Annotated in this window: 21 protein-coding genes and 5 pseudogenes; 8 read left to right on the top strand and 18 right to left on the bottom strand. The window is 61.5% G+C overall.

Features of this window, described 5'->3' with window-relative positions; all coding sequences use genetic code 11:
• Nucleotides 1-410: 410 nt before the first annotated feature.
• The 11 genes from ccoS to RAD15_RS08990 all read right to left on the bottom strand — a co-directional run bounded on the left by ccoS (nucleotide 411) and on the right by RAD15_RS08990 (nucleotide 10,477).
• Complete coding sequence (ccoS, locus tag RAD15_RS09040) at nucleotides 411-593, bottom strand: cbb3-type cytochrome oxidase assembly protein CcoS (RefSeq protein WP_458176492.1); 183 nt, start codon at nucleotides 591-593, stop codon at nucleotides 411-413.
• Between the two features lie 14 nt (nucleotides 594-607).
• On the bottom strand, nucleotides 608-2,782 hold the full coding sequence (locus RAD15_RS09035; protein ID WP_458176490.1) for a heavy metal translocating P-type ATPase: 2,175 nt from the start codon (nucleotides 2,780-2,782) through the stop codon (nucleotides 608-610).
• A 12-nt stretch (nucleotides 2,783-2,794) separates the two neighbouring features.
• Entirely contained in the window at nucleotides 2,795-3,295 is a 501-nt protein-coding gene (locus RAD15_RS09030) for a FixH family protein (RefSeq protein ID WP_458176488.1), read from the bottom strand.
• Between the two features lie 18 nt (nucleotides 3,296-3,313).
• The gene (ccoG, locus tag RAD15_RS09025; protein ID WP_458176767.1) at nucleotides 3,314-4,774 is read right to left on the bottom strand and encodes a cytochrome c oxidase accessory protein CcoG; all 1,461 of its coding nucleotides are present in this window, start codon (nucleotides 4,772-4,774) and stop codon (nucleotides 3,314-3,316) included.
• Between the two features lie 94 nt (nucleotides 4,775-4,868).
• Nucleotides 4,869-5,741: a cytochrome-c oxidase, cbb3-type subunit III gene (gene ccoP, locus RAD15_RS09020; protein WP_458176486.1), complete on the bottom strand. Its 873-nt coding sequence runs from the start codon at nucleotides 5,739-5,741 to the stop codon at nucleotides 4,869-4,871.
• A 3-nt stretch (nucleotides 5,742-5,744) separates the two neighbouring features.
• Nucleotides 5,745-5,909, bottom strand: a complete 165-nt coding sequence (locus tag RAD15_RS09015) for a cbb3-type cytochrome c oxidase subunit 3 (protein ID WP_234685160.1) — start codon at nucleotides 5,907-5,909, stop codon at nucleotides 5,745-5,747.
• A 12-nt stretch (nucleotides 5,910-5,921) separates the two neighbouring features.
• The gene (gene ccoO / locus RAD15_RS09010; protein WP_270163363.1) at nucleotides 5,922-6,656 is read right to left on the bottom strand and encodes a cytochrome-c oxidase, cbb3-type subunit II; all 735 of its coding nucleotides are present in this window, start codon (nucleotides 6,654-6,656) and stop codon (nucleotides 5,922-5,924) included.
• Between the two features lie 8 nt (nucleotides 6,657-6,664).
• Nucleotides 6,665-8,290: a cytochrome-c oxidase, cbb3-type subunit I gene (gene ccoN / locus RAD15_RS09005; RefSeq protein WP_458176765.1), complete on the bottom strand. Its 1,626-nt coding sequence runs from the start codon at nucleotides 8,288-8,290 to the stop codon at nucleotides 6,665-6,667.
• 90 nt (nucleotides 8,291-8,380) lie between these two features.
• Nucleotides 8,381-8,830 (bottom strand): DUF6455 family protein, encoded by a 450-nt coding sequence (locus RAD15_RS09000; protein ID WP_458176483.1) that lies wholly within the window; start codon nucleotides 8,828-8,830, stop codon nucleotides 8,381-8,383.
• A 69-nt stretch (nucleotides 8,831-8,899) separates the two neighbouring features.
• Nucleotides 8,900-10,234 carry an oxygen-independent coproporphyrinogen III oxidase gene (hemN, locus tag RAD15_RS08995; protein ID WP_458176481.1) on the bottom strand — a complete coding sequence of 445 codons (1,335 nt, stop codon included), beginning with the start codon at nucleotides 10,232-10,234 and terminating at the stop codon, nucleotides 8,900-8,902.
• Between the two features lie 15 nt (nucleotides 10,235-10,249).
• Nucleotides 10,250-10,477 carry a hypothetical protein gene (locus RAD15_RS08990; RefSeq protein ID WP_458176479.1) on the bottom strand — a complete coding sequence of 76 codons (228 nt, stop codon included), beginning with the start codon at nucleotides 10,475-10,477 and terminating at the stop codon, nucleotides 10,250-10,252.
• Between the two features lie 893 nt (nucleotides 10,478-11,370).
• Between RAD15_RS08990 and RAD15_RS08985 the strand changes: the two genes are divergently transcribed.
• Both RAD15_RS08985 and RAD15_RS08980 read left to right on the top strand, forming a co-directional pair.
• On the top strand, nucleotides 11,371-11,823 hold the full coding sequence (locus RAD15_RS08985) for an IS66 family transposase (protein WP_458176763.1): 453 nt from the start codon (nucleotides 11,371-11,373) through the stop codon (nucleotides 11,821-11,823).
• 11 nt (nucleotides 11,824-11,834) lie between these two features.
• A pseudogene (locus RAD15_RS08980) lies at nucleotides 11,835-12,392 on the top strand (IS66 family transposase).
• Between the two features lie 282 nt (nucleotides 12,393-12,674).
• Here the strand turns inward: RAD15_RS08980 and RAD15_RS08975 are convergent.
• A complete protein-coding gene (locus RAD15_RS08975) occupies nucleotides 12,675-14,261 on the bottom strand; it encodes a hypothetical protein (protein ID WP_458176477.1) in 1,587 nt (528 codons plus the stop codon).
• An 807-nt stretch (nucleotides 14,262-15,068) separates the two neighbouring features.
• On the opposite strand from RAD15_RS08975, the pseudogene RAD15_RS08970 reads away from it, so the two are divergent.
• Nucleotides 15,069-15,417, top strand: a pseudogene (locus RAD15_RS08970) (DDE-type integrase/transposase/recombinase); the annotation flags it as partial.
• On the opposite strand, the pseudogene RAD15_RS08965 reads toward RAD15_RS08970, so the two are convergent.
• A pseudogene (locus RAD15_RS08965) lies at nucleotides 15,418-15,792 on the bottom strand (helix-turn-helix domain-containing protein); the annotation flags it as partial. It abuts the pseudogene before it with no gap.
• Between the two features lie 44 nt (nucleotides 15,793-15,836).
• On the opposite strand from RAD15_RS08965, the gene RAD15_RS08960 reads away from it, so the two are divergent.
• On the top strand, nucleotides 15,837-16,094 hold the full coding sequence (locus RAD15_RS08960) for a LexA family protein (protein WP_458176475.1): 258 nt from the start codon (nucleotides 15,837-15,839) through the stop codon (nucleotides 16,092-16,094).
• Nucleotides 16,095-16,525: 431 nt separating this feature from the next.
• Here the strand turns inward: RAD15_RS08960 and fixJ are convergent, their stop codons facing one another.
• A complete protein-coding gene (fixJ, locus tag RAD15_RS08955; RefSeq protein ID WP_270172969.1) occupies nucleotides 16,526-17,134 on the bottom strand; it encodes a response regulator FixJ in 609 nt (202 codons plus the stop codon).
• Nucleotides 17,124-18,566 carry a PAS domain S-box protein gene (locus RAD15_RS08950; protein ID WP_426409425.1) on the bottom strand — a complete coding sequence of 481 codons (1,443 nt, stop codon included), beginning with the start codon at nucleotides 18,564-18,566 and terminating at the stop codon, nucleotides 17,124-17,126. Before RAD15_RS08950 ends, fixJ begins: the two co-directional genes overlap by 11 nt.
• A gap of 484 nt (nucleotides 18,567-19,050) precedes the next feature.
• Here RAD15_RS08950 and RAD15_RS08945 point away from each other — a divergent pair, with 484 nt between their 5' ends.
• The gene (locus tag RAD15_RS08945) at nucleotides 19,051-19,443 is read left to right on the top strand and encodes a hypothetical protein (protein ID WP_458176473.1); all 393 of its coding nucleotides are present in this window, start codon (nucleotides 19,051-19,053) and stop codon (nucleotides 19,441-19,443) included.
• 533 nt (nucleotides 19,444-19,976) lie between these two features.
• Complete coding sequence (locus RAD15_RS08940; protein WP_270163375.1) at nucleotides 19,977-20,432, top strand: pseudoazurin; 456 nt, start codon at nucleotides 19,977-19,979, stop codon at nucleotides 20,430-20,432.
• Nucleotides 20,433-20,586: 154 nt separating this feature from the next.
• On the opposite strand, the gene RAD15_RS08935 is transcribed toward RAD15_RS08940, so the two are convergent.
• From RAD15_RS08935 to RAD15_RS08925, 3 genes and pseudogenes are all read right to left on the bottom strand, one after another.
• Nucleotides 20,587-22,365 carry an outer membrane protein gene (locus RAD15_RS08935; protein WP_458176470.1) on the bottom strand — a complete coding sequence of 593 codons (1,779 nt, stop codon included), beginning with the start codon at nucleotides 22,363-22,365 and terminating at the stop codon, nucleotides 20,587-20,589.
• A gap of 708 nt (nucleotides 22,366-23,073) precedes the next feature.
• Nucleotides 23,074-23,423: pseudogene (locus RAD15_RS08930) on the bottom strand (hypothetical protein).
• A gap of 88 nt (nucleotides 23,424-23,511) precedes the next feature.
• Nucleotides 23,512-23,816: pseudogene (locus RAD15_RS08925) on the bottom strand (Hsp20 family protein).
• A gap of 408 nt (nucleotides 23,817-24,224) precedes the next feature.
• Here RAD15_RS08925 and RAD15_RS08920 point away from each other — a divergent pair.
• Together RAD15_RS08920 and RAD15_RS08915 are read left to right on the top strand one after the other, a co-directional pair.
• Nucleotides 24,225-24,482 (top strand): plastocyanin/azurin family copper-binding protein, encoded by a 258-nt coding sequence (locus RAD15_RS08920; protein ID WP_458176468.1) that lies wholly within the window; start codon nucleotides 24,225-24,227, stop codon nucleotides 24,480-24,482.
• Nucleotides 24,483-24,546: 64 nt separating this feature from the next.
• Complete coding sequence (locus RAD15_RS08915; RefSeq protein ID WP_458176466.1) at nucleotides 24,547-25,092, top strand: hypothetical protein; 546 nt, start codon at nucleotides 24,547-24,549, stop codon at nucleotides 25,090-25,092.
• Nucleotides 25,093-25,207 lie beyond the last annotated feature (115 nt).

The raw sequence follows: 25,207 nt of genomic DNA, 5'->3' as shown, positions 1-25,207 counted from the left end.
GGTTCGTAGTGGCGACGCTCGCGTCTTACGACGAGCACAACTAATCGAGAAACTTCGGAAACGATTGTGGAGAGGCTAGGCCATGCTCTTGAGGCCATGAGAATATCTTTCTCTGCAAAGAGGGGGGGTGAGGTTGTAGTTTAAGTCGGGTTTGCGGGTCGTTTTGATTACGGTGTTACGCATCATCGATCTGACAAATTCACGATCTACCGCATGTTCACAGCTGAAGCCGACATCTTCTTGCGCCTCCCATAAGCTGACCAATTTCCCCAGCTGCTGTTGATAGGTGGGCGGCAATCGCTGAGCGGTGGCGACCGTCCGGTTTACCGAACCCCGCTCGGTTCGCCGCGCAGGCGTCCTGATGGACGGTGCTGATGGTCTTCGCCAGGATTGCGATCGCGTTGCTGATGCTAGGCGATCGCTGGGCCCACCGAGGTGGAGGATGTCTCAGGCGGCTCATCGTCGGCGATGGCCCGCCAGGCGGCGCCATCGAGATCGTCATACTGGCCGTTGTTGAGCGACCAGAGAAAGGCCGCAAGGCCGAGCCCGCCAAGCGTGATCGCAAGGGGCACCAGATAGAGCAGGACTTCCATCAGGCAGTTTCCCTCTACCGGCGCGCGCGCAAGGCATTGAGCATCACGAGCAGCGATGAGGTGGACATCGCGGCCGCGGCGATCAGCGGGGTCACCAGGCCGGCCATGGCGACCGGAACGGCGAGCGCGTTGTAGATCACCGCGAGCCAGAGGTTCTGTCGCATCAGCCGCAGCGCCTGGCGTGAAATGGCGATTGCGGCTTGCACGGGTGCAAGCCGCTCGCCGAGAAACACCGCATGCGCCACCGACTGACTGAGGTGCGTTGCGGTGACCGGCGACATCGAGGCGTGAGCGCCGGCCAGCGCCGGCGCATCGTTCAGACCGTCTCCGACCATCAGCACCTTGTGGCCATGGCGCGCGAGCTCGTCGATGCGGGCGATCTTGTCGACCGGGGTCACCTCGGCACGCCAATGATAAATGCCGAGCGTCTCGGCAGCGGCCCTGACGGCCGGCTCCCGGTCGCCGGACAGCATCTCGACAGTCAAGCCGACCCGCTGCAGCGCAGAGACGGTGTTCGCCGCATCAGGACGGATCCGCTGCCGGACTGCAAAGACATGGCGCATCAAACCATGTCGAAACGCGACGACAGATGCCTCGGGATCGTTCTGGAGAATCTGGTTAGCCGCCTCATCGGCGCCGCACCAGGACGGCCGCCCCAGCCTGATGTCGACACCATCGACCACGCCGGAAACGCCCTGCCCCGGTACCTCCGCGATGCCCGGCAGCGGCGCTTTTGCGCCTGCCGCGCGCGCAACCGCGGCGGCGACCGGGTGCCGGCTCGAGAGCGCCAGGCGGCCGGCCAAATCGAACACATCGGCAGGGATTGACCCGGCATTTGCGACGTCGAGTTCAGGCAGAGTCAGCGTGCCGGTCTTATCGAAGATCACGCGATCGACCTCGGCGATCCGCTCGATCGCGTCACCCGCATTGAGCAATACGCCCGAGCCAAACAAGGCGCCGGAAGCGACCGTCTGCACGGCCGGAATGGCGAGGCCGAGCGCGCAGGGACAGGTGATAATGAGGACCGCAATCGCCGTCACGATCGAATCGTGGAGCGTGGCGCCTGCGATGAGCCAGCCGATCATGGTCAGCAGTGCCGTGGCGTGGACGAGCGGGGCATAGAGCCTCGAGGCACGTTCGGCCAGACGCAGGTAGCGCGAGCGCGACTGCACGGCATTCTCGAGCAGGCGCGATATTTCAGACAGAAGCGTTGCTTCGGAGGCCGCCGATACGCGGACACGCAACGCGCCCGACCGCACCAGCGTTCCCGCATAGACCGCGCTTCCCGCTATTACCGTCGTCGGCACTGTCTCGCCGGTGATCAGGCTTTGGTCGATCTGGGAGCGGCCGCTGATGACGTTGCCGTCGACGGCCGAACGCTCGCCAGGACGGAGCAGCACGATGTCGCCGGGGCGGATCGCGGCGACGGGGACCGTGCGGATCTCCTCTTCGCTGACGAACTTGGTCGCGGTCTCCGCCTTCAGCGCGGCAAGATTGCCGGCAAAGGCGCGGGTGCGCCGTCGCATGTTCTGGTCGAGATAGCGACCGGCCAGCAGGAACGCGATCAGCATGATCGCCGCGTCGAAATAGGCGTGCTCGGCATGCATGGCCGTTTCGAACAGCGACATCGCCAGCGCCAGGACGATGCCGACCGAGATCGGCACGTCCATGTTGACATTGCGGGCGCGGAGCGCCGCCCAGGCCGAGGAAAAGAACGGCTGGGCCGAATAGGCCGCGGCCGGCAACACGATCAGCGCCGAGAGCCAGTGAAAGAAGTCGCGCTGCTCGCCCAGCATGTCACTGAGATTTCCGGACCAGACCGGCACCGACAGCATCATCACGTTCATCGCCGCGAAGGCGGCGACGCCCAGGCGCCGCAGCAGCGCACTTGCGAGATCGGCTTCGCGTGTCTCTGCGTCCGCCGGCTCGAACGGATAGGCCCTATAGCCGAGCTCGGCGAGACGAACGACGAAGAGCGCGGGATCCACCGCGCCCGCCTTCCACTCCAGCGCCAGGCGCCGATCGGTCAGATTGACTCGCGCCAAGGTGACATCCGGGATCTGCGATAAGTTGCGCTCGATTTTGGCCATGCAGGCGGCGCAACGGATGCCGTCGACTGCGAGATCGAGGCGCAGGAGATTCGAGCCGGACTTCTTCAGGAAGTGCGAAAAATCGATCGTCGACTGCATTGCAGCGCTCCGTCAGTTCAGGACCACACGATTGCGCGATAGGAACAGGCGCTTTCCGTCCCGGTCGGCCTCGATCACCAGGTCCCATTGTCCCGCTGCAACGCCGTGCGCGATGCCGCGGTAGCTGCCGCCGCCGCCCTCGATCATCTCGAGCAGCTGGTCGGCTCTGCGGTCGGTCGGCCGCTCGAGCCGGCCGAAGACCGACAATCCGGCAAGCGGCGCGCCGTCCTGCGCCTTAGCGTCCAGATGCAGCCGCGCCGTCCCGCCGGCCTGGCGCTCGATATGCGCATCGACTTTCCAATCGCGCCTATTCTGCTGATGCGCAGCCTGGATTTCCTTTTGATAGGCCAGGCTCGCACTATAGGCGCTATCGACGTCGGTTCCCGGCAGCGTGGTGATGGCAAAACGCATCATCACCACGTTGACGCCGATCACGACGGCAAAGAAGGAAACCACGGCGATCAGGACGAAGCGTCCGGTAATTGGTCGTATGGCAGATGAAGAAATTGTCATGTCCGGTTTCCTCTGATCTCAGGGCGTCACAAAATGATCGGTAGCGGAGGCAACCTCGCCAAGCCCGATATCAGTGACGCGGAATTTGACCGGCTGGCTCTTCTCCACTTTCTCGTCGAAGGGTGCGGTCACCAGCACGCGCAACTCGGTGGTGGCATCGCGCGCGAGGACAATCATCGGCCGGTCCGGCGTGACGGAATCGACGCCGACGATGTGGATCTGCGCATTGGGGGGCCCGTCGATATCGACGGCAATCACGCGATCAAAACCGCGCTTGTTGAGAAAGCGCAGCGTATAGCCGTTGCGGATCGCGCCATCGCTGAGCTTGACCGCCACGGGGTTGCGGTCGTGCAGCACGTTGACATCCAGCAGCGACCGCGTCAGCAGCGCATCCAGCATCACCGCGCAAACCATGATGATCAGCGACGCATAGACCACCGTCCGCGCACTGATCGGCTTGAAGATCTCCGTCTTGCCGGATGTCCGGCGCTGAACATTGATGTCGTTGTCGTAGCCGATCAGCCGCATCGGCCGGCCGATCCTCTTCATCACGTTATCGCAGGCATCGATGCAGAGGCCGCACTGGATGCAGCCGAGCTGCGCGCCGTTGCGGACATCGATGCCGGTCGGGCAGACCGCGACGCACTGCTTGCAATCGATGCACTCACCGATCTTCTCGCCCAGCGCGCGCAGGTCTCTTCCCTTCTTCATCGAACAACGCGGCTCGCCGCGGTCGTATTTGTAGGTGACGTTGAGCGCCCACTCATCGGTGAGCGCGGCCTGGATGCGCGGCCATGGGCACATGTAGAGACAGACCTGCTCCCGCGCGTGGCCGGCCAGGAGATAGGTCGACGCCGTCAGAATGCCGATCCAGATGTAGGCGATCGCCGGCGCCTGGAACGTGGCGAGATCCCTCACCAGTGTCGGTGCATCCGAAAAATACAGGACCCAGGCGCCGCCGGTCCACCACGCGATCGTGATCCAGATCGCGTGCTTCAACGCGCGCTGCGCCAGGCGGTTGGCAGTCAGCGGACCGGCGTCGGCCTTGATTCGCTCGCGGCGGTCGCCCTCGGTCCAGCGCTCCACCGCGTAGAACAGGTCGGTCCACACCGTTTGCGGACAGAGGTAGCCGCACCAGATGCGGCCGCCGAGCGCATTCATCAGGAACAAGGTGAAGGCGGCGAGGATCAACAGCCCGGTGAAGTAGTAGATCTCCTGCGGCCACAGCTCGATGAAGAAGAAATAGAAGCGCTGGTTTGGAAAATCGATCAGCACGGCCTGGTCGGGCGCGCCGAGGCCGCGATCCCAGCGCAGCAACGGCAGCAGGTAATAGACGCCGAGGCAGAGCGCCATCAGCCCCCATTTGAGACGCCGGAAGGTGCCGGAAACCCGCTGGGGATAGATTTTCTTCTGTGGTGCATAGAGCGGCAGATCATCATCGCCGCCCATCAGCACCTTCGGCGTGACGTTCTTGTTGATCGGAAGGCCCATCAAAATCCTCCGATAAGGCTCCATTACCCCTTAGGCGGAACGGCTCCACCTGGGTGGACCGCTCAAACCTCGCCCGGGATTGCTATTTGCCGCCGCCCAGCGAGTGGACGTAGACTGCGAGCGCCCTGGTCGTGACCAGGTCCAGCCGTCCGCTCCAGGCGGGCATGACGCCGGCGCGGCCCTTGGTGATCGTCTCCACAAGGGTGGACTCGTCCGAGCCATAGAGCCAGATCTGGTCGGTCAGGTTCGGCGCGCCGAACTCCTGATTGCCCTTGCCATCCTCGCCGTGACAGCTCACGCAGTTCTCGGCAAAGATCGTCTTGCCGGCGGCCGGGTCATAGCCGGCCGCCGTCGAAAGTCCCGAGAGCGAGCGCACGTAATTGGCAACCGTGACGATCTCGTCCTTCTTCAAGATGCCATCGCGCCCGAAAGCGAGCATCTGGCCTTCATGCGCCTTCGCGTTCCCGGATCGCGCGCCGAACTGGATGGTCTGCATGATCTGGTCGAGCGTGCCGCCCCAGAGCCAGTCGTCGTCGTTCAGATTTGGATAGCCCTTCGCGCCGGCGGCGCCGCTACCGTGACAGGGCGCACAATTGTCGCCGAACACCGCCTTGCCCCGCGCCCGCGCCAAGGTCAGGAGGGCTGGGTCCTTCTCGATGTCGGCAAGAGACGCGGTGCCAAGCGCCTTCATCTTTTCGCCGCGCAAAGCTTCGAGTTGGGCGAGATTCGCGGTAACGGCGGCGCGATTGGTGGTGTGCAGGACGCCGGCCGTATAGCCGCTCACCAGCGGCCAGGCCGGATAGACCACCCAATAGCCGAAGGCCCAGATGATGGTGGCGTAGAAAGTCAGCACCCACCAGCGGGGAAGCGGCGTGTTCAGCTCCTTGATGCCGTCCCATTCGTGGCCCGTGGTCGACCGGCCTGACACGCGGTCGATGTCGTTGTGCGCGCTCATCTGTCAATCCTCCCGCAGCGGCATTTTCGCTGCGGCATCGAACGGCGCCTTGTTACGGGGACGCAGCGCGTGAAAGACGATGGCAAGGAAGATGCCGACGAAGATCGGCGTCCAGAAATTGAGCACAAACTGCGACACCAGGTTGTCAACGGAGACAATCGCCTTCATCACAAATCACCTTCACCGCAGATTGGCTTTTTCGTCATAGAGCTTGAAGTCGACCAGCGTCCCCAGCATCTGCAGGTAAGCGACCAGCGCATCGAGTTCGGTGGGTTCGCCCGCCTTGCCGTCGAAGTTGCGGACAACCGCATTTGGATAGCGCTTCTGGAACGCTTCGGCGTCCGCACCATCGGGATCGAGCTGAGCCTTGAGGTCGGCTTTGGCATTGGCGATCTGGTCGTCGGTATAGGGTACGCCGATCGCGCGGCTGGTCCGCAGATGCGCGGCGACGTCCTCGAGCTCGAGTTCGGTCGCAGCCAGCGATGGATACCCCGGCATCACCGACTGCGGCACGATCGCCCGCGGATTGATCAGGTGCCGGACATGCCAATCATCGGAATATTTGGCGCCGACGCGGGCGAGATCGGGACCCGTCCGCTTCGATCCCCACTGGAAGGGGTGATCGTACATGCTCTCGGCGGCCAGCGAGTAGTGGCCGTAGCGCTCCACTTCGTCGCGCAATGGGCGGATCATCTGCGAATGGCAGAGATAGCAACCCTCACGGACATAGATGTTGCGCCCGGCAAGCTCGAGCGGCGTGTAGGGACGTACGCCGTCGACCACCTCGATCGTGCTCTTGAGATAGAACAGCGGCGTGATTTCGACGAGACCGCCGATCGCGATGACCACGAGGATTCCACCGATCAGGATGGTCGCGTTCTTCTCGAAGATCTTGTGTCGATTCCAGAAGGACATGGGATGACCTACTCGGCAGGCTGGAGCCGTCCGGCGGCTTGCGTCTCCTCGGCTTCGCCGGCCTTGACCGTCATCCACAGATTGAAGGCCATGATCAGCGCGCCGATCAGAAACAATGCGCCGCCGGCTGCACGGATGATGTAGAAGGGATGCATGGCCTCGACGGTTTCGATGAAGGAGTATTCAAGGAAGCCGAGCGAGGTGTAAGCGCGCCACATCAGGCCCTGCAGGATTCCCGACACCCACATCGCAGAGATGTAGAGAACGATGCCGAGGGTGGCGATCCAGAAGTGCCAGTTGACCAGCCTGAGGCTGTAGAGACCCTTGCGCCCCCATGCCCACGGCACCAGGCAGTAGAGCGCGCCGAAGGAGACGAAGCCGACCCAGCCGAGCGCGCCGGAATGCACGTGGCCGATGGTCCAGTCGGTGTAGTGGCTGAGCGAGTTGACGACCTTGATCGCCATCATCGGGCCTTCGAACGTCGACATGCCGTAAAAGGCGACGGAGACGACGAGCATGCGCAGCACCGGATCGGTGCGCAGCTTGTCCCAGGCGCCGGACAAGGTCATGAGCCCGTTAATCATGCCGCCCCAGGAGGGCATCCACAGCATGATCGAAAAGGTCATGCCCAGCGTCTGCGCCCAGTCAGGCAGCGCGGTATAGTGCAGATGGTGCGGGCCAGCCCAGATGTAGAGGAAGATCAGCGCCCAGAAATGGATGATGGAAAGCCGATAGGAATAGATCGGCCGCTCGGCGCGCTTCGGGATGAAATAGTACATGATCGCAAGGAAGCCGGCGGTGAGGAAGAAGCCGACCGCATTGTGCCCGTACCACCATTGGAACATCGCATCCTGCACGCCACCCCAGGCAATGTAGGACTTCGAGCCGAAGACAGATACGGGCAGCGCCGGATTATTGCCGAGATGGAGCACGGCAATTGTGACGATGAACGCCAGGTAGAACCAGTTGGCGACGAAGATGTGCGGTTCCTTGCGCTTGACCAGCGTCATCAGGAACACCAGCAGATAAGTCACCCAAACGATTGTCAGCCACAGATCGGCGTACCACTCGGGCTCCGCATATTCCTTGGACTGGGTGACGCCGAGCAGATAGCCGGTGCCGGCGATCAGGATAAAGAAGTTGTAACCGAGCACGACGAACCAGGGCGCGAGATCGCCGGCAAGGCGCGTGCGGCAGGTCTTTTGCACGACGTAGAACGAGGTCGCGATCAGGACGTTGCCGCCGAACGCGAAGATCACGGCCGACGTGTGCAGCGGACGCAGACGGCCGAAGGTGGTCCAGGGGAGATCGAGATTAAGCGCGGGCCATGCCAGTTGCGAGGCGATGATCAGCCCGACGGCAAAGCCCGCAATGCCCCAGAACATCGCCGCCACAGATGCAAACTTGATCGGACCCATGTTGTAGTTGGGACGCCCGTTGATCTCCTGCGACGGCAGTTTGGCCGGGCGATCATAGTAGCGGTTGAGGATCGCAAACGCAGCCGCGATGCTGGCGGCGCATCCAAGCGACGCGTGAAAGGCGAACGGGGCGTCATGCGCGAATCCCGCACCGATCAGGCAAAGGAATGCGAGCACCGCAAACAGCGGCCACAACACCGTTTCTCCGATCGTCATCGATTTTGCGCCAGCGGAGACGTTCGTCATGGTGCGACATCCTCGATAAGTGGATCAGGGAGGCACGCGCGGCGCCCGGGTTGATCGACATCAATTGCGGGCGGCGGGGGCCGGCAGAACCGGTGGGGCGCACCGCTGCACATCGTCCGCCAACGCCCGCAGCGTCTGCTCATTTGGGCAGTATTTTGCTGGGCTCGCTTGCCGCTCGTGATTCAAGTCCCGGGCGCAGCGCGCCTTGGACGAGCATTGGCTGCACACGCGTCGCAGATCGCGGAGCACGTCACCGTGAGATGCTTCCACGTCGTCCTCGGCAAGGCCCGCATGGGAGAGGCGTCTGCTCAGGGACTGAAGCGACCCCGAAGGCTTGAAGATCAGCGCAGCGAGCTCCGTCCTGGAAAGATTCAGCTCGCGCGCGATAACCTCGATCTCCCGCGGGTCCAGCCGCTGCAACTCGTTCCTGCGGTCCATGACGCTTTTCAAGCGGTCACGGAGATTGCCGAACAGTGTGCTGCACGCCTTGCCGGCCGCTTCGATCAACATTTGACGATTTGGGTCCCTTTTTTCCGGTGACGTCTTAAATGCAGCAAGGGGCTTTGTCGTTGATGCAGATCAAATTGCCTTGCTGAACTGTGTGGCCCGAGAGCATCTATAGATATCGAAAGTTGCGGCGATGACGCGAACGACGGCCCGGCCGGCTTGCGTTATTGTCAATTTCGCGCCCTCGATCTCGACCAGCCCCTCCGATTGCATCGGTGTCAGCCTCGCCAGTTCATCGCGAAGATCGGCATTTGGCGCGACGTCATCGAGATCGACGGCGAAATCGCACATCAGCCGCTCGATGATTCGCGCGCGCTGTCGGTCGTTTTCATCGCGCCGGCACCCCCTGGCAGAGGCGAGTGAGCCGGCAGCGATGGCGCCGACATACCTTGGAACATCCGCGACGTTCTGCACGAAGCCGTCCGCGAAAGTCGATATTGAGGAGGCGCCGAGCCCAAGAAGGACGCCGCTGGCATCCTCGGTATAACCCTGGAAATTGCGATGCAGCTTCCCGCCTGCCGCAGCCCTTGCGAGCGTATCGCTAGGCCTGGCAAAATGATCGATGCCGATTCTCACATAGCCTGCGGAAATCAGCTCCTCGGACATGACCTCGGCCTGCTCGATGCGCTGATCCTGCGACGGCAGCCCGGCTTCGTCGATCCGCCGCTGGTTGGCCTTGAACCGCGGCAGATGCGCATAGCCGAAACAGGCGATGCGGTCCGGCCCCATCGCCGCAACCGAGGCACAGGTCTTTCGAACCGAGTCGGCGGTCTGCAGCGGCAGCCCATACATCAGATCGACGTTCAGATTTCTGATTCCGGCCGACCGCAATCGCTCGATGGCCGCCTCGATGATAACGCGCGGCTGCTGGCGGCCGATCGCGGCCTGGACTAAAGGATTGACGTCCTGAACGCCCAGACTTGCACGGCCGACGCCGAGTTCCGCCATGGTGTCCACGGAGGCGACAGTCACGTGACGTGGATCCAGTTCGATCGCGTGCTCGAGGCCGTCCGCGAACGGGAATTGACGGCGGAGTGCGGCGACGACGGATCGCAAGCCGTGAGGTCCGAGAATGCCGGGCGTGCCGCCGCCCCAGTGCAGCCTGGCAATTTCAGGCCTCGCCCCGACCAGGCTCGCAACAAGATCGATCTCGGCTTCAAGCGCGCGGCGATAGCCATCGATCACATCGTCACGTACCGCCATCTTGGTGTTGCAGCCGCAGTAGAGGCATATCTTTCGGCAATAAGGCACGTGAAGATAGACCGAGACGGCCTGACGCGCGTTGAGGCCGGCGAGCCAAGTCTCGTGGTCTTTCGCGCCAACCTCAGGCGAGAAATCGGCGGCGGTCGGATAAGACGTATAGCGCGGCACATTGTAGCCCGCATAGCGGCGCACGACGGGGGTCAAGACACATCGACCTTGCTAGGAGGCCCCGGGCCGCTCCAGCGCGGTCGGCGCCCGGAATTCGACGGCATCCGCGAAGATCGTCCAGTCGTGGACGTGCCTCTGCCGGCAGAAGTCGGCTTCCGATCGTCGCACCGCTTCCGTCAGGGACGGAGCTTCGATGGTGAACGCCGCCTGGCAAGCGCGATGCTCGTGCCCAGTGTCGTCGCAGACGGTCTTGATGAAGCGCACCTCAAATAAGGGCATTGTGTTCTCCTATTTGCCGACATGTTGCTCAGAACCGGAGCGAAATCCTTGAGCAAGATCAATCAGACATCGCGCCCGATCGCCCATCCCACCGCAACAACGGCAAAGCCGATGATCAGGATGACAGCAACGAAACTCACAACGGGACCAAGACCCCAGCCGTCATTTGCAACTGATAACCCAGCATCAAGCGTCGGGGAACCGCCCAGAAAGCTTGCGGGTTAAACCATGGCCCCACCTCGCCTGTCGACTGCAGCCAGCTCCGGGTCCAACTCGTTCACTGTGTTGCATGACGGACGCGATCGGCCGAGACGCTGAAGGCACGACGCGGCTTGTCTTCACGTCTCGGATGCCTCCGACCGAACCATCCAGCCGTCCATAGGTGGACCGCCCGAAGACGCAATAAGGCGAGCAAAAGAGAAAGGGCGCGGTCGCCAGCCGATTGGCGGCGATAAAGGCCGTAAGACCCAGGCCTTCGAACGCAAGGTCCATTCTTAGGCAATCGCGGCAAAGCCGACGACGGCGTGTACCACTTCCAATATTTGGGGCATGTCCCGCCTCCGGTTTCGCTAAGAGATCCTTAGCCCGGGGGAACGGTGCGCGCGTTGATCTCAATCAACTGTCGCTATCACTTGATCCAGTTCAAGGAGCGGTCGCGCCATCGCTGGATGATCGCGCAATCAAACCCGCCACCGCGAAGAGGCTGTCTTGTACGAATGTCTCAAGGAGACGGTTCAGCATGGACGCGTGTTTCACCCAAGCCCTGTGCCGCGGCCGGCCGTTGTCGGCTGAGAGGTGAGGATTTCGCTGGAGCCGATGGCGAACGCATGTATCGTTTTGTCATGGCGATTCGTCCCGAAGCTCTCCCGACTGACGCAGCGGGTCTGACCGAGATGGTGCTCGCGCTCGACGCCGAGAATGAGATGCGGCGCGTAGCGATGCCGACGCTCAAGGAGATGATCTTCGGCAAGCGCTCGGAGCGGCTTGCGGCGATCGTCGCCGAGCAACTCGCGCTCGAGCTGGACGATCTCGCGACCGCCGCCACGCCGCCTCTGTCTGCGAACGACGATGCCCCTGCGACGAAGCCGCTCGGCAAGCCGCGCAGGAAGGCGAGGCGCAACATCGGCGCGCTGCCCAAGCACTTGCCGCGCTACGAGCAGGTGCTCGAGCCGGACGCGACGGCGTGCCCGTGCTGCGACGGCGGTCTGCACAAGATCGGCGAAGACGTGAGCGAGGTGCTGGACGTGATCCCGGCGCTCTGCGGGTGCTGCGCACGATCCGTCCCAAATATGCCTGCCGCGGCTGCACCGACGGCGTGGTACAGGCGAAGGTGCTGCCGCGGCTGATCGAGGGCGGCATGGCCTCGACGGCGCTGGTGACCCACGTGGTGGTGTCGAAGTTCGCCTGGTATCTGCCGCTGTATCGGCAGGTGCAGATGCTGGCCGGCCAGGGCATTCATCTCGACCGCGCGACGCTCGCCGGCTGGGTGAAGCGTGCCGCATGGTGGCTCGAGAGCCTCTATCAGTTGCAACTCAAGACGATCCAGGCCTCGCCGCGGCTGTTCTGCGACGAGACGCCGATGCCCGGTGCTTGATCCTGGGCGACATCGCACCCGCATCTGCCAGTTCTGGGCGCATGCGATCGATGATCGCCCACGGGGCGGCCCGTCGCCGCCGGCGGTCGCCTATGTGTTCGCCGACGGCCGCGGCACCGACAAGATTGCCGTGCAATTGACGGCTTTTCCGGCATTCTGCAGGTCGACGGCTATGCCGCCTACAAGGCGCTGGCGCGCAATCATGGCGGCGCGATCCAGCTGGCTTTTTGTCTGGCGCACCGACGCAAGTTCGTCGAGGTGTACAAGACGATGCAGTCGCCATTCGCTCATGAAGTGATCGAACGCCTGCAGGCGGTCTAGCCGAACAGCGGCTTGCGGCCCGCCGCACGCAACTTGTCAAATGGTGCGCGGACCGAACGTTCCGACGTGACGAGCGGGACGAAGAAGTACTGTTTGCTGGGTCCATTTCACCAACTTACGAATCGCCCTCGGTCATCGATCCCGTGCACAATTTGGCACTCCGCCAAATTATGCTTGGCACCTACGAGGAGTATGACTCCACGCTCCATGTCATTGATATTCTTAGATATTCTTTTGGACGATTAAGCCTCAGAATTCAGCCGCTGCGTCGGACGGACACCATCAACCAAGTTGCCGGGCGAAACGCTCCGCCCACAGAAAACGCACCAAGGCACTCGTCGCAGAAAATTCGCGCGTTGCTATTACTTTGTTCAGAAGCGTCATAACCGAATCTGGCGAAACCAAGCCTAAGTCCGCCAATGCGCAAGACTTTAGCTGGCATGCAAGTGAGTCCGCCCGCGCGGAAATCGCCCTTGGCAATACAAGCTCGAAACTCTCCTTCTTATAGTCTCGCGGAAACATCTCAAGGCCGTTACGGACACGCATGCAAAGACGGAGCATCTGCTTGTTTGCTCGAAGTTCGAGCGGTAGGATCGCTGAAAAGTTGATCAATCGCGGATCGCCTAGCGGGGTCACTGGCCAAAGTCCTCGCATCGCGAGAGGTCGAGCATGACACAGTTTCCCTATAAGAGTCGTTGACGCGATGACGCCAGGAGGCGCGCTAAATAGGAAAGACGAACGCGCGGCATCAAGGCCGCGTCTCGTTAGCAAGGCTTCCGCATGTCCAACGGCGATATCGAAGCAACGTGACGACGGAGACCTTGCTTCACCATCCTCGCCAGAGTAGCGAAAGAAGAGCTCATCTCCTCCTATACCGGACCAGATTATCTCGCAACCCGCGTCACGAAACCTACCCCAAAGTGCGTCGAACGCCTCAAGGTAATATTCCGAAACAAGTGGCAGATGGTGGATTAAGTCGAGATTCAGATCAATCGCCGGCATGTGGGCGTTCATTTCGATCGCGTAGTCGCGGCAATTCAGTGCGGCCACAATACTATTTCGTCTATCAGTCTGGTTGGGGCTACTCTCATCACCCAGTAGTATGCCCCCACATGTTAACGATCCGACGCCCTCGCCGACAGCGATCGCGACGGAAGCGGAATCCATTCCTCCGCTCAATTCCACCGCACTTGCACCACAGTTGGTTGGTCGAGAAACGACAACCTCATGCAGCAATTGATGAAACTCACGAATCGCATCGGTGGTCGTTAACCCAGCGTGCGCATCAGGTAGTGATCGTCTTGGGCCGCAATCAAACAGTGTGTCCGACGTGTCGACGTATAAGCTCGCGCCAACTGTTAGTAGGTTAACGCCGAGGCAGGCTTGCCGTGCAGAGTAGAACGTTCTCATCGCCAGATGATGCGCGATCACTTCGGTGTCAAGCGCGCGCGATTCACGCAAGAAATCAGCAAAGTCCCAGGAAAGCGTCACCGAGCGAATGCGTTCCTCAACGGTGAAATAGATCGGCAGGCTCCCCAATTGGCCAGCTCGCACACGGAGCCGGCCGCCGCTGCGGGCCGCCTCGACGATAATGAAGTCGAGAGGCCAATTCAGGCTCTCCTGATAGCACTGGCGAAAGTGATCGGCAGAGACGTTAGCGGCGACAGCAATCGGGGCGCTCAAGTGAGCTTCCGATCGCAGGCGCTCTCGCGTGACGACGAACCATTGTTCAGACGTCTTGAGGAGAAAGCTCTCGAGACTCTGATGATGGAAAGGGTGAATATAGCTGTCGCCAATTGATATTGAAGAGCCATTGGCCACAGGATCAAAGAGTTCAAGGTCGCGTATCCTCAGGCAGGCCTTGAGCATTGTTTTATAACTCGTCCGCCCCTCGTCTGAGGGGCGGCGCCAAGTAGGCATAATCCGATAGACTCAGGTGAGATAGCCGGCATAAGCGCTGTCATTCGGGAGAGAGCCCTTGGGCCACTTAATAGTCGGAGGTGCCACTGCCGGAAGTGGAAGGTCCGCTGGCATGGGCCGGGACCGCTCCTGAAGGAGCGCTTTGGCGTTAGTCATGTGATACTCCCTTTAACAAGGATTTGAGACGCTAGTGCGCATGTCGTCCGGACACGTTCTGCGGAAGCAATGGCTGATGTTGTGGCCGACCCCGTCAGTGTGAACTCTCACATGTGACGCTCGGCGACACAACCTATCAAAATCGCCAGGTCCCCATTCGGACGTGCCGGCCGCCGTCCATCCGAGCTGATGCCCTCCACGTGCGGCGCGACGATCAAAGCGACACTGCGTATTGCCGCACATATCGATGCTCCCGAGTGTGATGGGTTGCCTCATCTATTTTGCTCCCGGCTAGGGTTGAGGAGGAGGCTGGGTACGGAGATGGCCGGGGTTTCGGAGCGCCCGGCCTCCACCGCTGGCACTTGGCACATCGTCGGGTTGTCGTGAGCTCATGCCCCGGCGGCGTTTTCTCCGTAGGAATCGGACGACTTCTCCTCAGTTAATGCGCCTTTATAGAGGAGGCTAAGCACGTACCGTGCCGAAGGAGAAATCGTTCTCTGTCAATATGCTAGCCCTAATACTGCTATTTCACTCGTCCGATATTGTCGGGCATCTAACGTACTTGCGTTATCCACTCCGATTGGATTCGCTAGCTCCGCTCGCAGCCACAAAAGACATCTCGACGAAGTCCTTATCTCGATTCCGGCGAACAACATTGGTTCTGGCGCGCTGTCGACCAGAATGGCCTCGTTCTCGACGTCGTGATCAAGCGCCGACGAGATTCGCGCGCGGCGCAGCGGCTCATGAAGAAGCTCTGCAGGGGCGAAAATCACCTTTTACGTCCGCAGCACAACTCTCTCAACAATCGGGGTCCGAGAATTCTCATCAGCCGGCCTGGCGACGCGATCGGATCATGACGCGTTCAAATCGCAGCGTCAGTCTCAACGGTTCCGTCAGTTCACGATCGGGTCGTGAACTTTCCCACATCCCCTGTCCTGGATCCGTCACTGTCGGTGAGTTTGACCTTCGCGCCTGCCAGCAGCTTGAGCGTCCAGCGCGCACGGCCCTTTGGGGGACTGGCACAGGCGGTCGCCACCAGCAAGGCTTCTTCCTTGCCGGTGAGTTTGCGCTTCGCTCCGGGGCACGGCTCTTCGCTCAGCGCCCGCTCCAGATTGCCTTCCACGAAGCGTCGCTTGGTCCGATATCCGGTCGAGCCGCTTACGCCAACGCTCCTTGCGACCTCCTCGTCGCTGGTCCCGGCATCGGCGGCCAGCAAAATCTGCGCTCGCTTGAGGTTGCGGGACGCCTGCTTGCCGCCGCTGAGCAGCGCCCTCAGTTCGGTGCGCTCGATTTGGCTGAGTTCGACCCGATAGCGTACATTCATGGCGTGCCGACCTCGTTCGAGGCACGCACGAACAACTGAATCGGATGGCCGGCTTGAGTCCTTCGTCAAAACCCTTCACGCCCACGCAGGGGCAGTATCTGGCTTTTATCCACCTCTATACCCGGCTGCATCGCAGGTCCCCGGCCGAGACCGACATGCAGGAATATTTCCGCGTCAGCCCGCCTTCGGTTCACCAGATGGTGCTGACGCTGGAACGCGTCGGCCTCATCAGACGGCAGCCAAGGACGCCTCGCAGCATCGAGGTCCTCATTGATCCGGAACTCCTGCCGGAGCTAATCTGACCGCCGGACCCAACCTGTCAAAATCACTGTGCAGAGCCACTAGGCGGGATCGTCTCGAAAGCCGATGCATTGAAGGCTTTGTTCCCAGTCAAGCGGCATCCTGCCGCACGACGTGACATGATGGGTACGGCCATCGACGAGATCATGTTGCACCACATCATGAGGGTCCGAGGAGATTGCAGCGCGTGCTGCAGCTGATGGAAAAGCGGAATGATGTCGCTGTGTCACTGGCGGAGGCCGCCAACTGAGACGGCCCTACTTTTCCGTTCCGTTGTTCCGTTCGAGCATCGCCATCTCAACGTGTTCCGCAAGACCCGTCAGATGGCTCGCTAGCCGATCAAACAGATCGCTTGGCCTTGTCGGTCGCAAGGTCCCGGATCAGGGCGCACTCAGCGGCATCTCTGTGAAGCTATTGCGTGGTTGCCCAGCCCTCACAGACCCGCAGCGAGCGCGAGACGCATCAGTTCGGACATGCTGCGCGCCCCCGTCTTCGCCATGAGGTTGGCACGATAGACCTCAACGGTGCGCGGACTGATGCTGAGGTCATGCGCAATGACCTTATTGATTTTGCCTGCCACAAGCCCCTGCAGGACATCCCGCTCGCGCGGTGACAGATCGGCAAGCCGCGCTTCAGCCTCCTTCTTCGCCGAGCTCTCGCTTCCTGCCGCGGGCCGCGCCTCCAGGGCAGAGCGGATTGCCCCCAGCAGCGCGGCATCGTCGAACGGCTTTTCGATGAAATCCGCGGCACCCGCCTTCATCGCCTCCACGGCGAGCGCGACGTCGCCGTGACCCGTGATCAGGATGACCGCGCTGGATGTTCCTTGGCGTTTCAGCTTCCTCACCAGCTCGATGCCGCTTATGCCCGGCATGCGAATGTCGGAGACGACGCAGCTCAACGTCCCGGCGCAGGCGCCAGCCAGAAAAGCGTCGGCCGTCTCGTAGACCTGCGACTTGTATCCATTGACGTCGAGCAGGAACGCCAGCGAATCCCGCATCGCAGCGTCATCGTCGATGACGTGAATGACCGTCTTATCGTTCATCGCCCGCCTCCGTTTCGGCGAAGGGCAGCGTAAACTCAAAAATTGTGCCGCCGCCGTCATTGGGGCGCGCCGCGACGCGGCCGCCATGTGCTTCGATGATGGTTCGGCAGATTGAAAGACCGACACCCATGCCGTTTGCCTTGCTGGTGACGAAGGGTTGAAACAGCTTCTCGTCGATCTCCGGCGCGATGCCCACGCCGGTATCAGTGACGGAGAAGAATGCGAACCTGTTCTGGCGGATGACACCGATGGTCAGCTCGCGCCGGCTACTCGTTTCCATCGCCTCGATGCCGTTCCTGATGAGGTTGAGCGCGACTTGCTGAATCTGCACCTTGTCGACGACGATATCGGGAAGATTGTGGTCACAGCGCAGCGAAACGCGCACCCCCTGTTCCCTGGCGCCGACTAGGGCCAGCGCCGCCGCCTCCTCGAGCAGCGTCGCCGGGTTCTCGATGGTGTGCTCGGTCTCGCCTTTGGCGACGAACTCCCGCAGGCGCTTGATGATGTCGCCGGCGCGCAACGCCTGGTCGGCGCTGCGGTCCATGGCCTCGCGCACGCGCTCCTTGTCGACCTCACCTGCCTTCAGCAAGGTCGCGGCACCGCGCAGATAACTTGTGATCGCGGACAATGGCTGATTGAGTTCGTGCGCGAGCGAGGACGCCATCTCGCCCATGGCGGTCAGCCGCGACACGTGCACCAGCTCGGACTGCAATTCCTGCATCCGGCGCTCCTGGGTTCTCCGTTCGGTCAGGTCGCGGACAAAGCCGGTAAAGTATCGCTCGGCGCCGGCCTTGGCCTCGCCCACTGCGAGCTCCATCGGAAACGTCGAGCCATCCTTGCGCTCGCCGACCACGATCCGCCCGATCCCGATGATGCGACGCTCGCCCGTAGAGCGGTAGCGATCGAGATAGCTATCGTGCTCCTGCCGGTACGGCGCGGGCATGAGGATCGAGACATTCTTTCCGATCGCCTCCGCGGCCGACCAGCCGAAGAGGTGCTCGGCTGTGACGCTGAAGGATCGCATGATGCCCCGCTCATCGATCAGAACCATGGCTTCCGGGACGGTATCCAGGATCGACTGGAGCTGCGCCTGCCGATATCGGGCGTCTTCCGTCTCCCGCAACAGCCGGTCGCCCATCACGCCGAGGATGAGCCCCATGACTGCGAAGAACGAGACATCGATCAGGTTCGCCGGGTTGCTGTAAAGGCTCGGTCCCAGGAAGTAGCTGGCGCTCGCAAGACACAACAGAGTGGCGAAGATTGCAGGCCCGCGGCCGCCAGCAAATGCCGCAAAGACCACGACCGGAACATAGATCACGGTGAAGGTCCGATCCTCGAAATAATGATGCAAGGCAAGGCGCACGCAAAATATGGCAGCGACGGCAGCGGCCGCCGCCCCGTAGCGAAGCCAAAATCGGCCTTGTGCTGTCATTCAGTAGCCCGATGCAGAAACGAACGCGCCTTTGCGAGACTGGGACGGTGATCGCCTCATAGCACGACTGGCCGTCTCTTCGGCAAGAGGGGAGCTGGAGCAAACTAGTCTTTCGAAGGCCATGGACGCCAGTGCGTCGGATGGACGACAACCCGCTCACGGGTCGTATCATTGACCCAGCCGCTCGGAGTGCGACGGCAGGCGAAGATCAGCGGATGCACGCGATTGCCTTCGATCACAGCGAGCTCGAGCGCTCGCTCGTACGGGGCCGTCGAAATCCCCTCCCACATTGCTCGCTCGTCCATTGCTTCCATCTCGCAGGGTACCCTCGCCCGCCTGAGGAGCATGCAACGGTCGCGCATCCAGCGCCTTGGCGAGACTTCTACAAAGAGTGCACACTAGCAACGCTTGCCGCCGGGGCATTGACGCAGGTCAAGAACGACGCGCAGCCGTTGTCCGTCAATCCGGCGAAGCGGTCATCGCCGTGCTGCTTGCATTAACACAACAGGCGGCAACGCCAGACGCGCAGACCGGCACCATGATAGAGATCGCGTTCCCGACCATCGAGCTGATTGTCGACACAATCATACAGCGTTCGCCTTCGAGCATCCGAATCTCCCTCGATTTCAACATGCATTTCGCCGGCGGCCTGATCGCGACCTTCCACGCGGTCGACGAGGCCTACCGCGAACACAGGATCGATCTCGAGAAATTTCTGGAACGGCTGCGCGAGCCCGCGCAAATTACGTTGAGGTTGGCCGAAACCGCCTCGGCTGGCCTCGGCAAGCCCGAACGACTCATGAGGTTGCGCAGAACGATCCACTGGCGACCGCCTTCAACCAACTCCCGTTGCGCCATACACCGAGGATTTGGCTGACCGGATGCAGGATATCGATCCCCGGGTCGGTCTTGCCGCCGACCTGCTCGGAAAGGCGTAACAGCATGCGAAACCCGCTGCTCGACCGGCTGGCGCGACATTTCCAGCACCCGCGTCTGGGTGTCCTGCAGCCGGCGGCCGACGGTCTGTAGCGCATTCACCGCAAGCACCGCAAATTTCGCCGCCAGCCGTTGCCGCGCTACCGACGGACAGCACGGCGTCGTGTTGTCAACGCGCAAATGGCCGTGCAACAGCACGAGAAACAACTTCGCATCGGGCCCCGCTCGACGACAGCGGTGTCCTTCTCATAGCGGACGGAGCGCGCCTGACGCGAAGTTTCGAGTTCTCCAGGTGAAAGTCAGGTAAACAGCGGGATCTCGACCGAACGGTCGATTGCCGGCATTTTCTCTCCGCGGCAGCTCCAGAGTGATCACAAAAGGGAGATTCTTCGGAAAGATTGCGTCAGCTCAAATCTCGACCGGCCTTCCGGCTCTAGTTAGTGGCCCGTCAACTCGCGACGACAGGAAATTGCAATGCACAAGGCGCTACTTCTGGCCGCCGCAGTGATGCTGACGATGACGAGCTTCGCTGCCGCGGCCGAAATCGAGATCAAGATGCTGAACAAGGGTTCTGACGGCAGCGTAATGGTGTTCGAGCCGGCGCTTGTGAAAATCGCGCCCGGCGACACCGTAAAATTCGTTGCCTCCGACAAGGGACACAATGCCGCGAGCATCAAGGGCATGCTGCCGGACGGCGCGGCTCCCTTCGTCGGCAAGAATGGCGAAGACATGAGCGTGAAATTCGATCAGGCGGGCGTCTATGGCGTGAAGTGCGTGCCGCATTACGCCTTGGGCATGGTGGCGATGATCGTGGTCGGCACGCCGACCAACATCGAGCAGGCCAAGGCGGTGCCGCAGGTCGGCAAAGCCAAGCAGATGTTTGCGACGCTGTTCGAGAAACTGGAAGCCGCCAAGACTCCCTCCAAGTAGGAGAGCTCCCGTATGTCGGTCGCGCGCCTTCGCGCAATTATCAGGGTCCCGTAGAACGACATCGCGTTCTGGAAGGGCGATCACTTGTCGCGCACGACATCTGACCGCCGCCGCACGCAACCGGTCAAAACACCGTGCAGAGCCACCTGGCTTGTCAGTCAAATTTGTAGGAGGCCTGGATGAACGTGCCCCATCGTTCCATGCGGTATTTCGCAAGAGCAGGCCCTTGGACGCGGGTATTCTCTAAATTGGCGTTGTAGGTCACATCGCTGTCCTTCCTGGTCCACATTGACCAATATCGGCCACCAACTCCGATGCTGACATTCTTGGTGAGAAAGTAGGAAAGCACCCCTTCCACCTGAAGGCCTCCACCACCGTCTCCGCGCTGATCGTAGAAAGTTGTCGCTGGGCGGAGGAGATGGTTGTCGCGACCAGTGAAATCGGTCCATGGCAGGTAAGCTACGTCGGCGCTCACGCGCCAGCGTTCAAGCACCAAAGCCTCGGCGCTGAGGCCGATGCGCGGCGCATTCCAATTGGTGTCTTGACTGCCGATGATCTGCCGCTGCCCCGCGCATGCCCGGGCCGGCGAGGACGAGGCGATCCGCACGCAACCTATCGAATCAGACTTCTGGCCGTAGGAGGTCCATCCGATAAATGCGCCCAGCTTGTAGGTGCTGCCGCGCAGAAAATCGTAGCCGGCGTCCGCCGTGTAGTACACGAACCGTCCGTTCGCCTGACCTGATAACGTGTTGGAATAGGCACGGTTCAAGATGCTCGAATCCTCGTCGTTCATCTTTCCTTTGTTGAAGCGTCCGAGGCCGATATTGCCCTTCAGGAATATCCCAAAGGGGCTGTCAAGGCGTCCGAACAACTCGCCGGACACGCCGTCGAGCCCCTGATAGGTGAGCCTGGAACTGGGAACGCTCTCATCTCCTGGAAACCGGGGCGGAATTGTGTAGTCCCACTGGAAAGCTCCCCGGCTGAGCCAGACCCGTGAGCCGCCTTCGAGCGACCAGTCGCCTGTCGATAGAACAGGCTTGGCTTCGGCGGTCGCTGTTGCGGGGTGCAGCGGCGCATCGGCCCATTCCGCCCTCGGATCGACGCCAAAGTGATAATTCAAGCCCACTTTACCAACGTGATAATCGCTGGATAGGCTGCTGGTGCTGGCAGGAATGATCGCAAGGGGCGGACGCTGCACGGTTGGAGGGGTCGCCACACGAGGGCCGGCAAACCCCATATAGTCGTACTCAAATTTGACGGACCAGGCGGGTGTGAGCTGCTGCTCGATGCCGACGCCGACAGTCCCGCCGAAGCGACCGTCATCGAACTGCGTCGTATGCCGCGGGAAGCCGGCAAAGTTCCCGTCCCGGAATTCGTTGTGATTGGCGATCGCACCGCGATTGTTTTGCCAAGCGGCGCCGCCTTTGACGTAGGCCAGCGTGTGGCCGTGCGGGCCGAAAGCGTAACCCACACGACCGGTTGCCGTGGCAAGGACGCTTGGACCCGCGTTGCAGGTTGCGATCACAGCAACGCTGGAGAAGGCAAGACAGGTGTTTGTGCCGTCCGAGACAGTACGGCTCGCCTCCAGTTCGACGCCGAACACCCAGCGGTCACTCTGCCAGTTGTAGCCAAGCTGTCCGCCAGCCAGGAATGCAGGCGTGTCAACGACGTCCCCGTAGATTGACGGGCCATAGGGATCACTGAACGACGTCCGGCCGTAGCCCCCGGCGACGTGTCCGCCGATATATCCTCCGCTCCAGCTCCACGGTCTCGGCGGGACTTTTGCTGTCGGCCTAAGATCTGTTGAATTGACCGCTCCGCTCGCAACGAGCGCAGCTGTTGCGGCACCCCAGGTAAGAACTTCAAATCGCATCATCACCCCATAATGTGCGTCATCATCGAACGAAGGCTGATCACGCACAGAAATTTGCACCCGTCCTTCGGTGGACCGGGTACGACATCTGTTTCACGCATGTCGCCGCAGCGCATGCATCAGCGACACACCGAGATGGAAATGCGTCGAAGCTCACCCTGCGACGGGCAGAGGGTCTGACCGCAGTCCAAAATCGTTGCGTTGCTGATGCTGTGACGCCGCTTTACACACGCAGCCTTCGCGATTGCAGGATTGAGGCCAGTGCCAAACCGGCCTTCATGGCCTCTGGCTTGTCGCGCCCAATGTCGCGTTGGCGATAGCTTGGCGAGCTTCGGACAAGCCGTGCGTTTGCTTTCGGACATAAGCGGCTTGGAGGCGCCGCTACCCGCCTCCGACCGCACGCGTGCCTCTGCATAGCGATCATGACTCTTTGGAAGGGTCTGGGATCGGCTTCGACCGATTTTGGCGCGGGCCTTGTCAGTAGCGAACATCCATTTGATGCGGGAGCATCCCGGCATCCCTCGGCCGTTCTCAAGCGGTGATCGCGCGGCGCAATCGGTTAGATCATCGATCCAGCGATAGAGGCATTTTCCCCGCAAGATGTTCGATCTCGATCTCAATCATGTTGAGCCAGCTCGCACCCTTGGAGGTGTCGTGGAAGTCCGAGCCGCCTGGCTTCGGCGGGCGGGAATGTCTGATCAGGGCGCCGGCGATGTGGGTCGATCATTATCCTGCGCGATGCCGATGGATGTCACCGGCGGCGTCTTGCTAGCGAGGATCGGACGGCAGCTTCGAGCGGTCATGGAAGAAGGCGCCCAAACGCGGGACAGTGATAGCGACGCCGGCATGCAATTGCCGCGGGCCGCCATCCAGCACGCAGAGCGCTTCCAGGATCTCGTCGATGGTCACCGGCGCCTTGAGCCCTTCGGGAGCCCTGAGCGGCGGGCACGACGCGATCGCGGTCGCATCCGACGCCCATGAGGCCAGGATGGCGCGCTTCCCGGAAAAGCTGAGGCCTGGGCGTGAGACTACACCCCGCGGGTGCTCGAACGGGCGCCGGGATGAAGGAAAGAGTTGAAATCGACAATGTTGTCGTCAGGCGCGGTCGTCGGCCGCATGGTCGCCTCCTGATCCAGGACGAGTTGCAGCATCCGCCGCGCAGGTCCTCGCGGCGGCAATTTCGGATTTTTCAGATTTCGGGACCGATCAGGCGAACCGGGATCCGATCTGTGTGACGTTGCTCGCAGCGATGCCGTCGATCGCGATGCGGCGCGGCTTCGTCGCCTCGGCGATCTCCCGCTGCAGGTCGACGATGAGCAGACCGTTCTCGAAGCGGGCGCCCTTGACCTCGACATGCTCGGCGAGCGTGAACTGGCGCTTGACATTGCGCGCCGAGATGCCGCGATGCAGGTAGGTTTCTCTTCCTTCTCGCTCTTGTGGCCCTCGAGGGTCAGGACGTTCTGCTCGACCGTCAGCGCGACCGCGTCCGGCGTGAATCCGGCCAGCGCCACCGAGATCTGGAAACGGTTCTCGTCGAGACGTTCGATGTTGTAAGGGGGATAGCTCTCCTCGGCAGTCCGCTGCACCTCGTCGAGAACGTCGAAAAGACGGTCGAAGCCGATGGCGGATCTCCCGAGGGGAGTCCAATCATACCTCATCGCCAAATCCTCCCTGGAGCAAGATGGGTACGAGCAGGCTTTGGACACCGTCCGGCGCCCGACTCATTCGCGGGCCCCGAGAGCATCCCGATCGCCGCGGTCGCGACGCCGAAAAGATTAAGAAGCCCGGAAAAGGTTTCAAGGGGCGGCGCGAGTTTTTCCCGGCAAGGACTCGCGTTACCCCTCCATCCGTGCTCCTCGGTCACTTTGACATCCTGGATATCGTCGAACTCCGTCAACGCGAGACGACAGGAGATCACAATGCACAATGCGCTGCTTCTGGATGCCGCAGCGATGCTGACCGTGACGAGCTTCGCTGCTGCGGCCGAAATCGAGGTCAAGATGCTGAACAAAGATTCAGATGGCGGCCTCATGGTGTTCGAGCCGGCGCCGGTGAAAATCGAACCCGGCGACACCGTCAAATTCGTTGCCGCCGACAGGGGACACAATGCCGCAAGCATCAGGGCATGCTGCCGGACGGCGCGGCTTCCTTCGTCGGCAAGAATGGCGAAGACATGAGTGTGAAATCCGATCAGGCCGGCGCCTATGGCGTGAAGTGGCTGCCGCATTACGCCATAGTCACGTGGCGATGATCGTGGTCGGCACGCCGACCAACATCAAGCCAGCCAAGGCGGTGCCGCAGGCCGGCAAGGCCAAAGCAGATGTTTGCGACGCTGTTCGAGAAAATGGAAGCCGTCAAGCCCCCACTCCAAGTAGGGGAAGCCCCGTATGTCGGTCCCGCGCCTTCACAACGACCAAGGTCCCGCGACGGCCTACAGCTTCCGCGTTCTTCCTGCTGGGGTTAATCTATGCCGGCGCGGTGATCCCACTGTGGCTGGCGTATTTGCTGGAGACCCTTCGAAGAAATGCAGTTCGGGTACCTCGCAGCGATGCTCGGCGGGTTTCTGCATACGGCCGTTCCGAACTGGACCGGCCGGCTTGCGCCGCAGGGAACGCCGCGAGTGCCGGTCTCCACCCGGCTCGCTGGTCGCATCGCGGTGTTCTTATCGCCGTCAATCGGATGCGCGGCTCCCTGTCGATCCACGCGGCAATTTCTCGCTTCGTTGCGACGAGGATTGTCGCAGCCGCATCCGGGCTGACCTCGATGACGAGGTCGGGCAAGAGCTGATGCGCGGGCGAATGTCTTCGCCTTCAGCCGCAGAAGGAAGATCGCCTTCGAGAACGGACCGTCGCCTCTTGATTTGCATGACGCCCGGAAGCCTGGCCGGAAAATTTGTGAGCGA

Source organism: Bradyrhizobium sp. 14AA (assembly GCF_054185205.1).
This window is presented reverse-complemented; position numbering and strand designations above follow the sequence as displayed.

What these genes read in the sequence shown, in the direction of transcription:
- ccoS (WP_458176492.1), bottom strand. Translation starts at nt 593, where the DNA reads ATGGAAGTCCTGCTCTATCTGGTGCCCCTTGCGATCACGCTTGGCGGG.
- RAD15_RS09035 (WP_458176490.1), bottom strand. Translation starts at nt 2,782, where the DNA reads ATGCAGTCGACGATCGATTTTTCGCACTTCCTGAAGAAGTCCGGCTCG.
- RAD15_RS09030 (WP_458176488.1), bottom strand. Translation starts at nt 3,295, where the DNA reads ATGACAATTTCTTCATCTGCCATACGACCAATTACCGGACGCTTCGTC.
- ccoP (WP_458176486.1), bottom strand. Translation starts at nt 5,741, where the DNA reads ATGAGCGCGCACAACGACATCGACCGCGTGTCAGGCCGGTCGACCACG.
- RAD15_RS09015 (WP_234685160.1), bottom strand. Translation starts at nt 5,909, where the DNA reads ATGAAGGCGATTGTCTCCGTTGACAACCTGGTGTCGCAGTTTGTGCTC.
- ccoO (WP_270163363.1), bottom strand. Translation starts at nt 6,656, where the DNA reads ATGTCCTTCTGGAATCGACACAAGATCTTCGAGAAGAACGCGACCATC.
- ccoN (WP_458176765.1), bottom strand. Translation starts at nt 8,290, where the DNA reads ATGACGATCGGAGAAACGGTGTTGTGGCCGCTGTTTGCGGTGCTCGCA.
- RAD15_RS09000 (WP_458176483.1), bottom strand. Translation starts at nt 8,830, where the DNA reads ATGTTGATCGAAGCGGCCGGCAAGGCGTGCAGCACACTGTTCGGCAAT.
- RAD15_RS08990 (WP_458176479.1), bottom strand. Translation starts at nt 10,477, where the DNA reads ATGCCCTTATTTGAGGTGCGCTTCATCAAGACCGTCTGCGACGACACT.
- RAD15_RS08985 (WP_458176763.1), top strand. Translation starts at nt 11,371, where the DNA reads ATGGTGCTCGCGCTCGACGCCGAGAATGAGATGCGGCGCGTAGCGATG.
- RAD15_RS08975 (WP_458176477.1), bottom strand. Translation starts at nt 14,261, where the DNA reads ATGCTCAAGGCCTGCCTGAGGATACGCGACCTTGAACTCTTTGATCCT.
- RAD15_RS08960 (WP_458176475.1), top strand. Translation starts at nt 15,837, where the DNA reads ATGGCCGGCTTGAGTCCTTCGTCAAAACCCTTCACGCCCACGCAGGGG.
- fixJ (WP_270172969.1), bottom strand. Translation starts at nt 17,134, where the DNA reads ATGAACGATAAGACGGTCATTCACGTCATCGACGATGACGCTGCGATG.
- RAD15_RS08950 (WP_426409425.1), bottom strand. Translation starts at nt 18,566, where the DNA reads ATGACAGCACAAGGCCGATTTTGGCTTCGCTACGGGGCGGCGGCCGCT.
- RAD15_RS08940 (WP_270163375.1), top strand. Translation starts at nt 19,977, where the DNA reads ATGCACAAGGCGCTACTTCTGGCCGCCGCAGTGATGCTGACGATGACG.
- RAD15_RS08920 (WP_458176468.1), top strand. Translation starts at nt 24,225, where the DNA reads ATGCACAATGCGCTGCTTCTGGATGCCGCAGCGATGCTGACCGTGACG.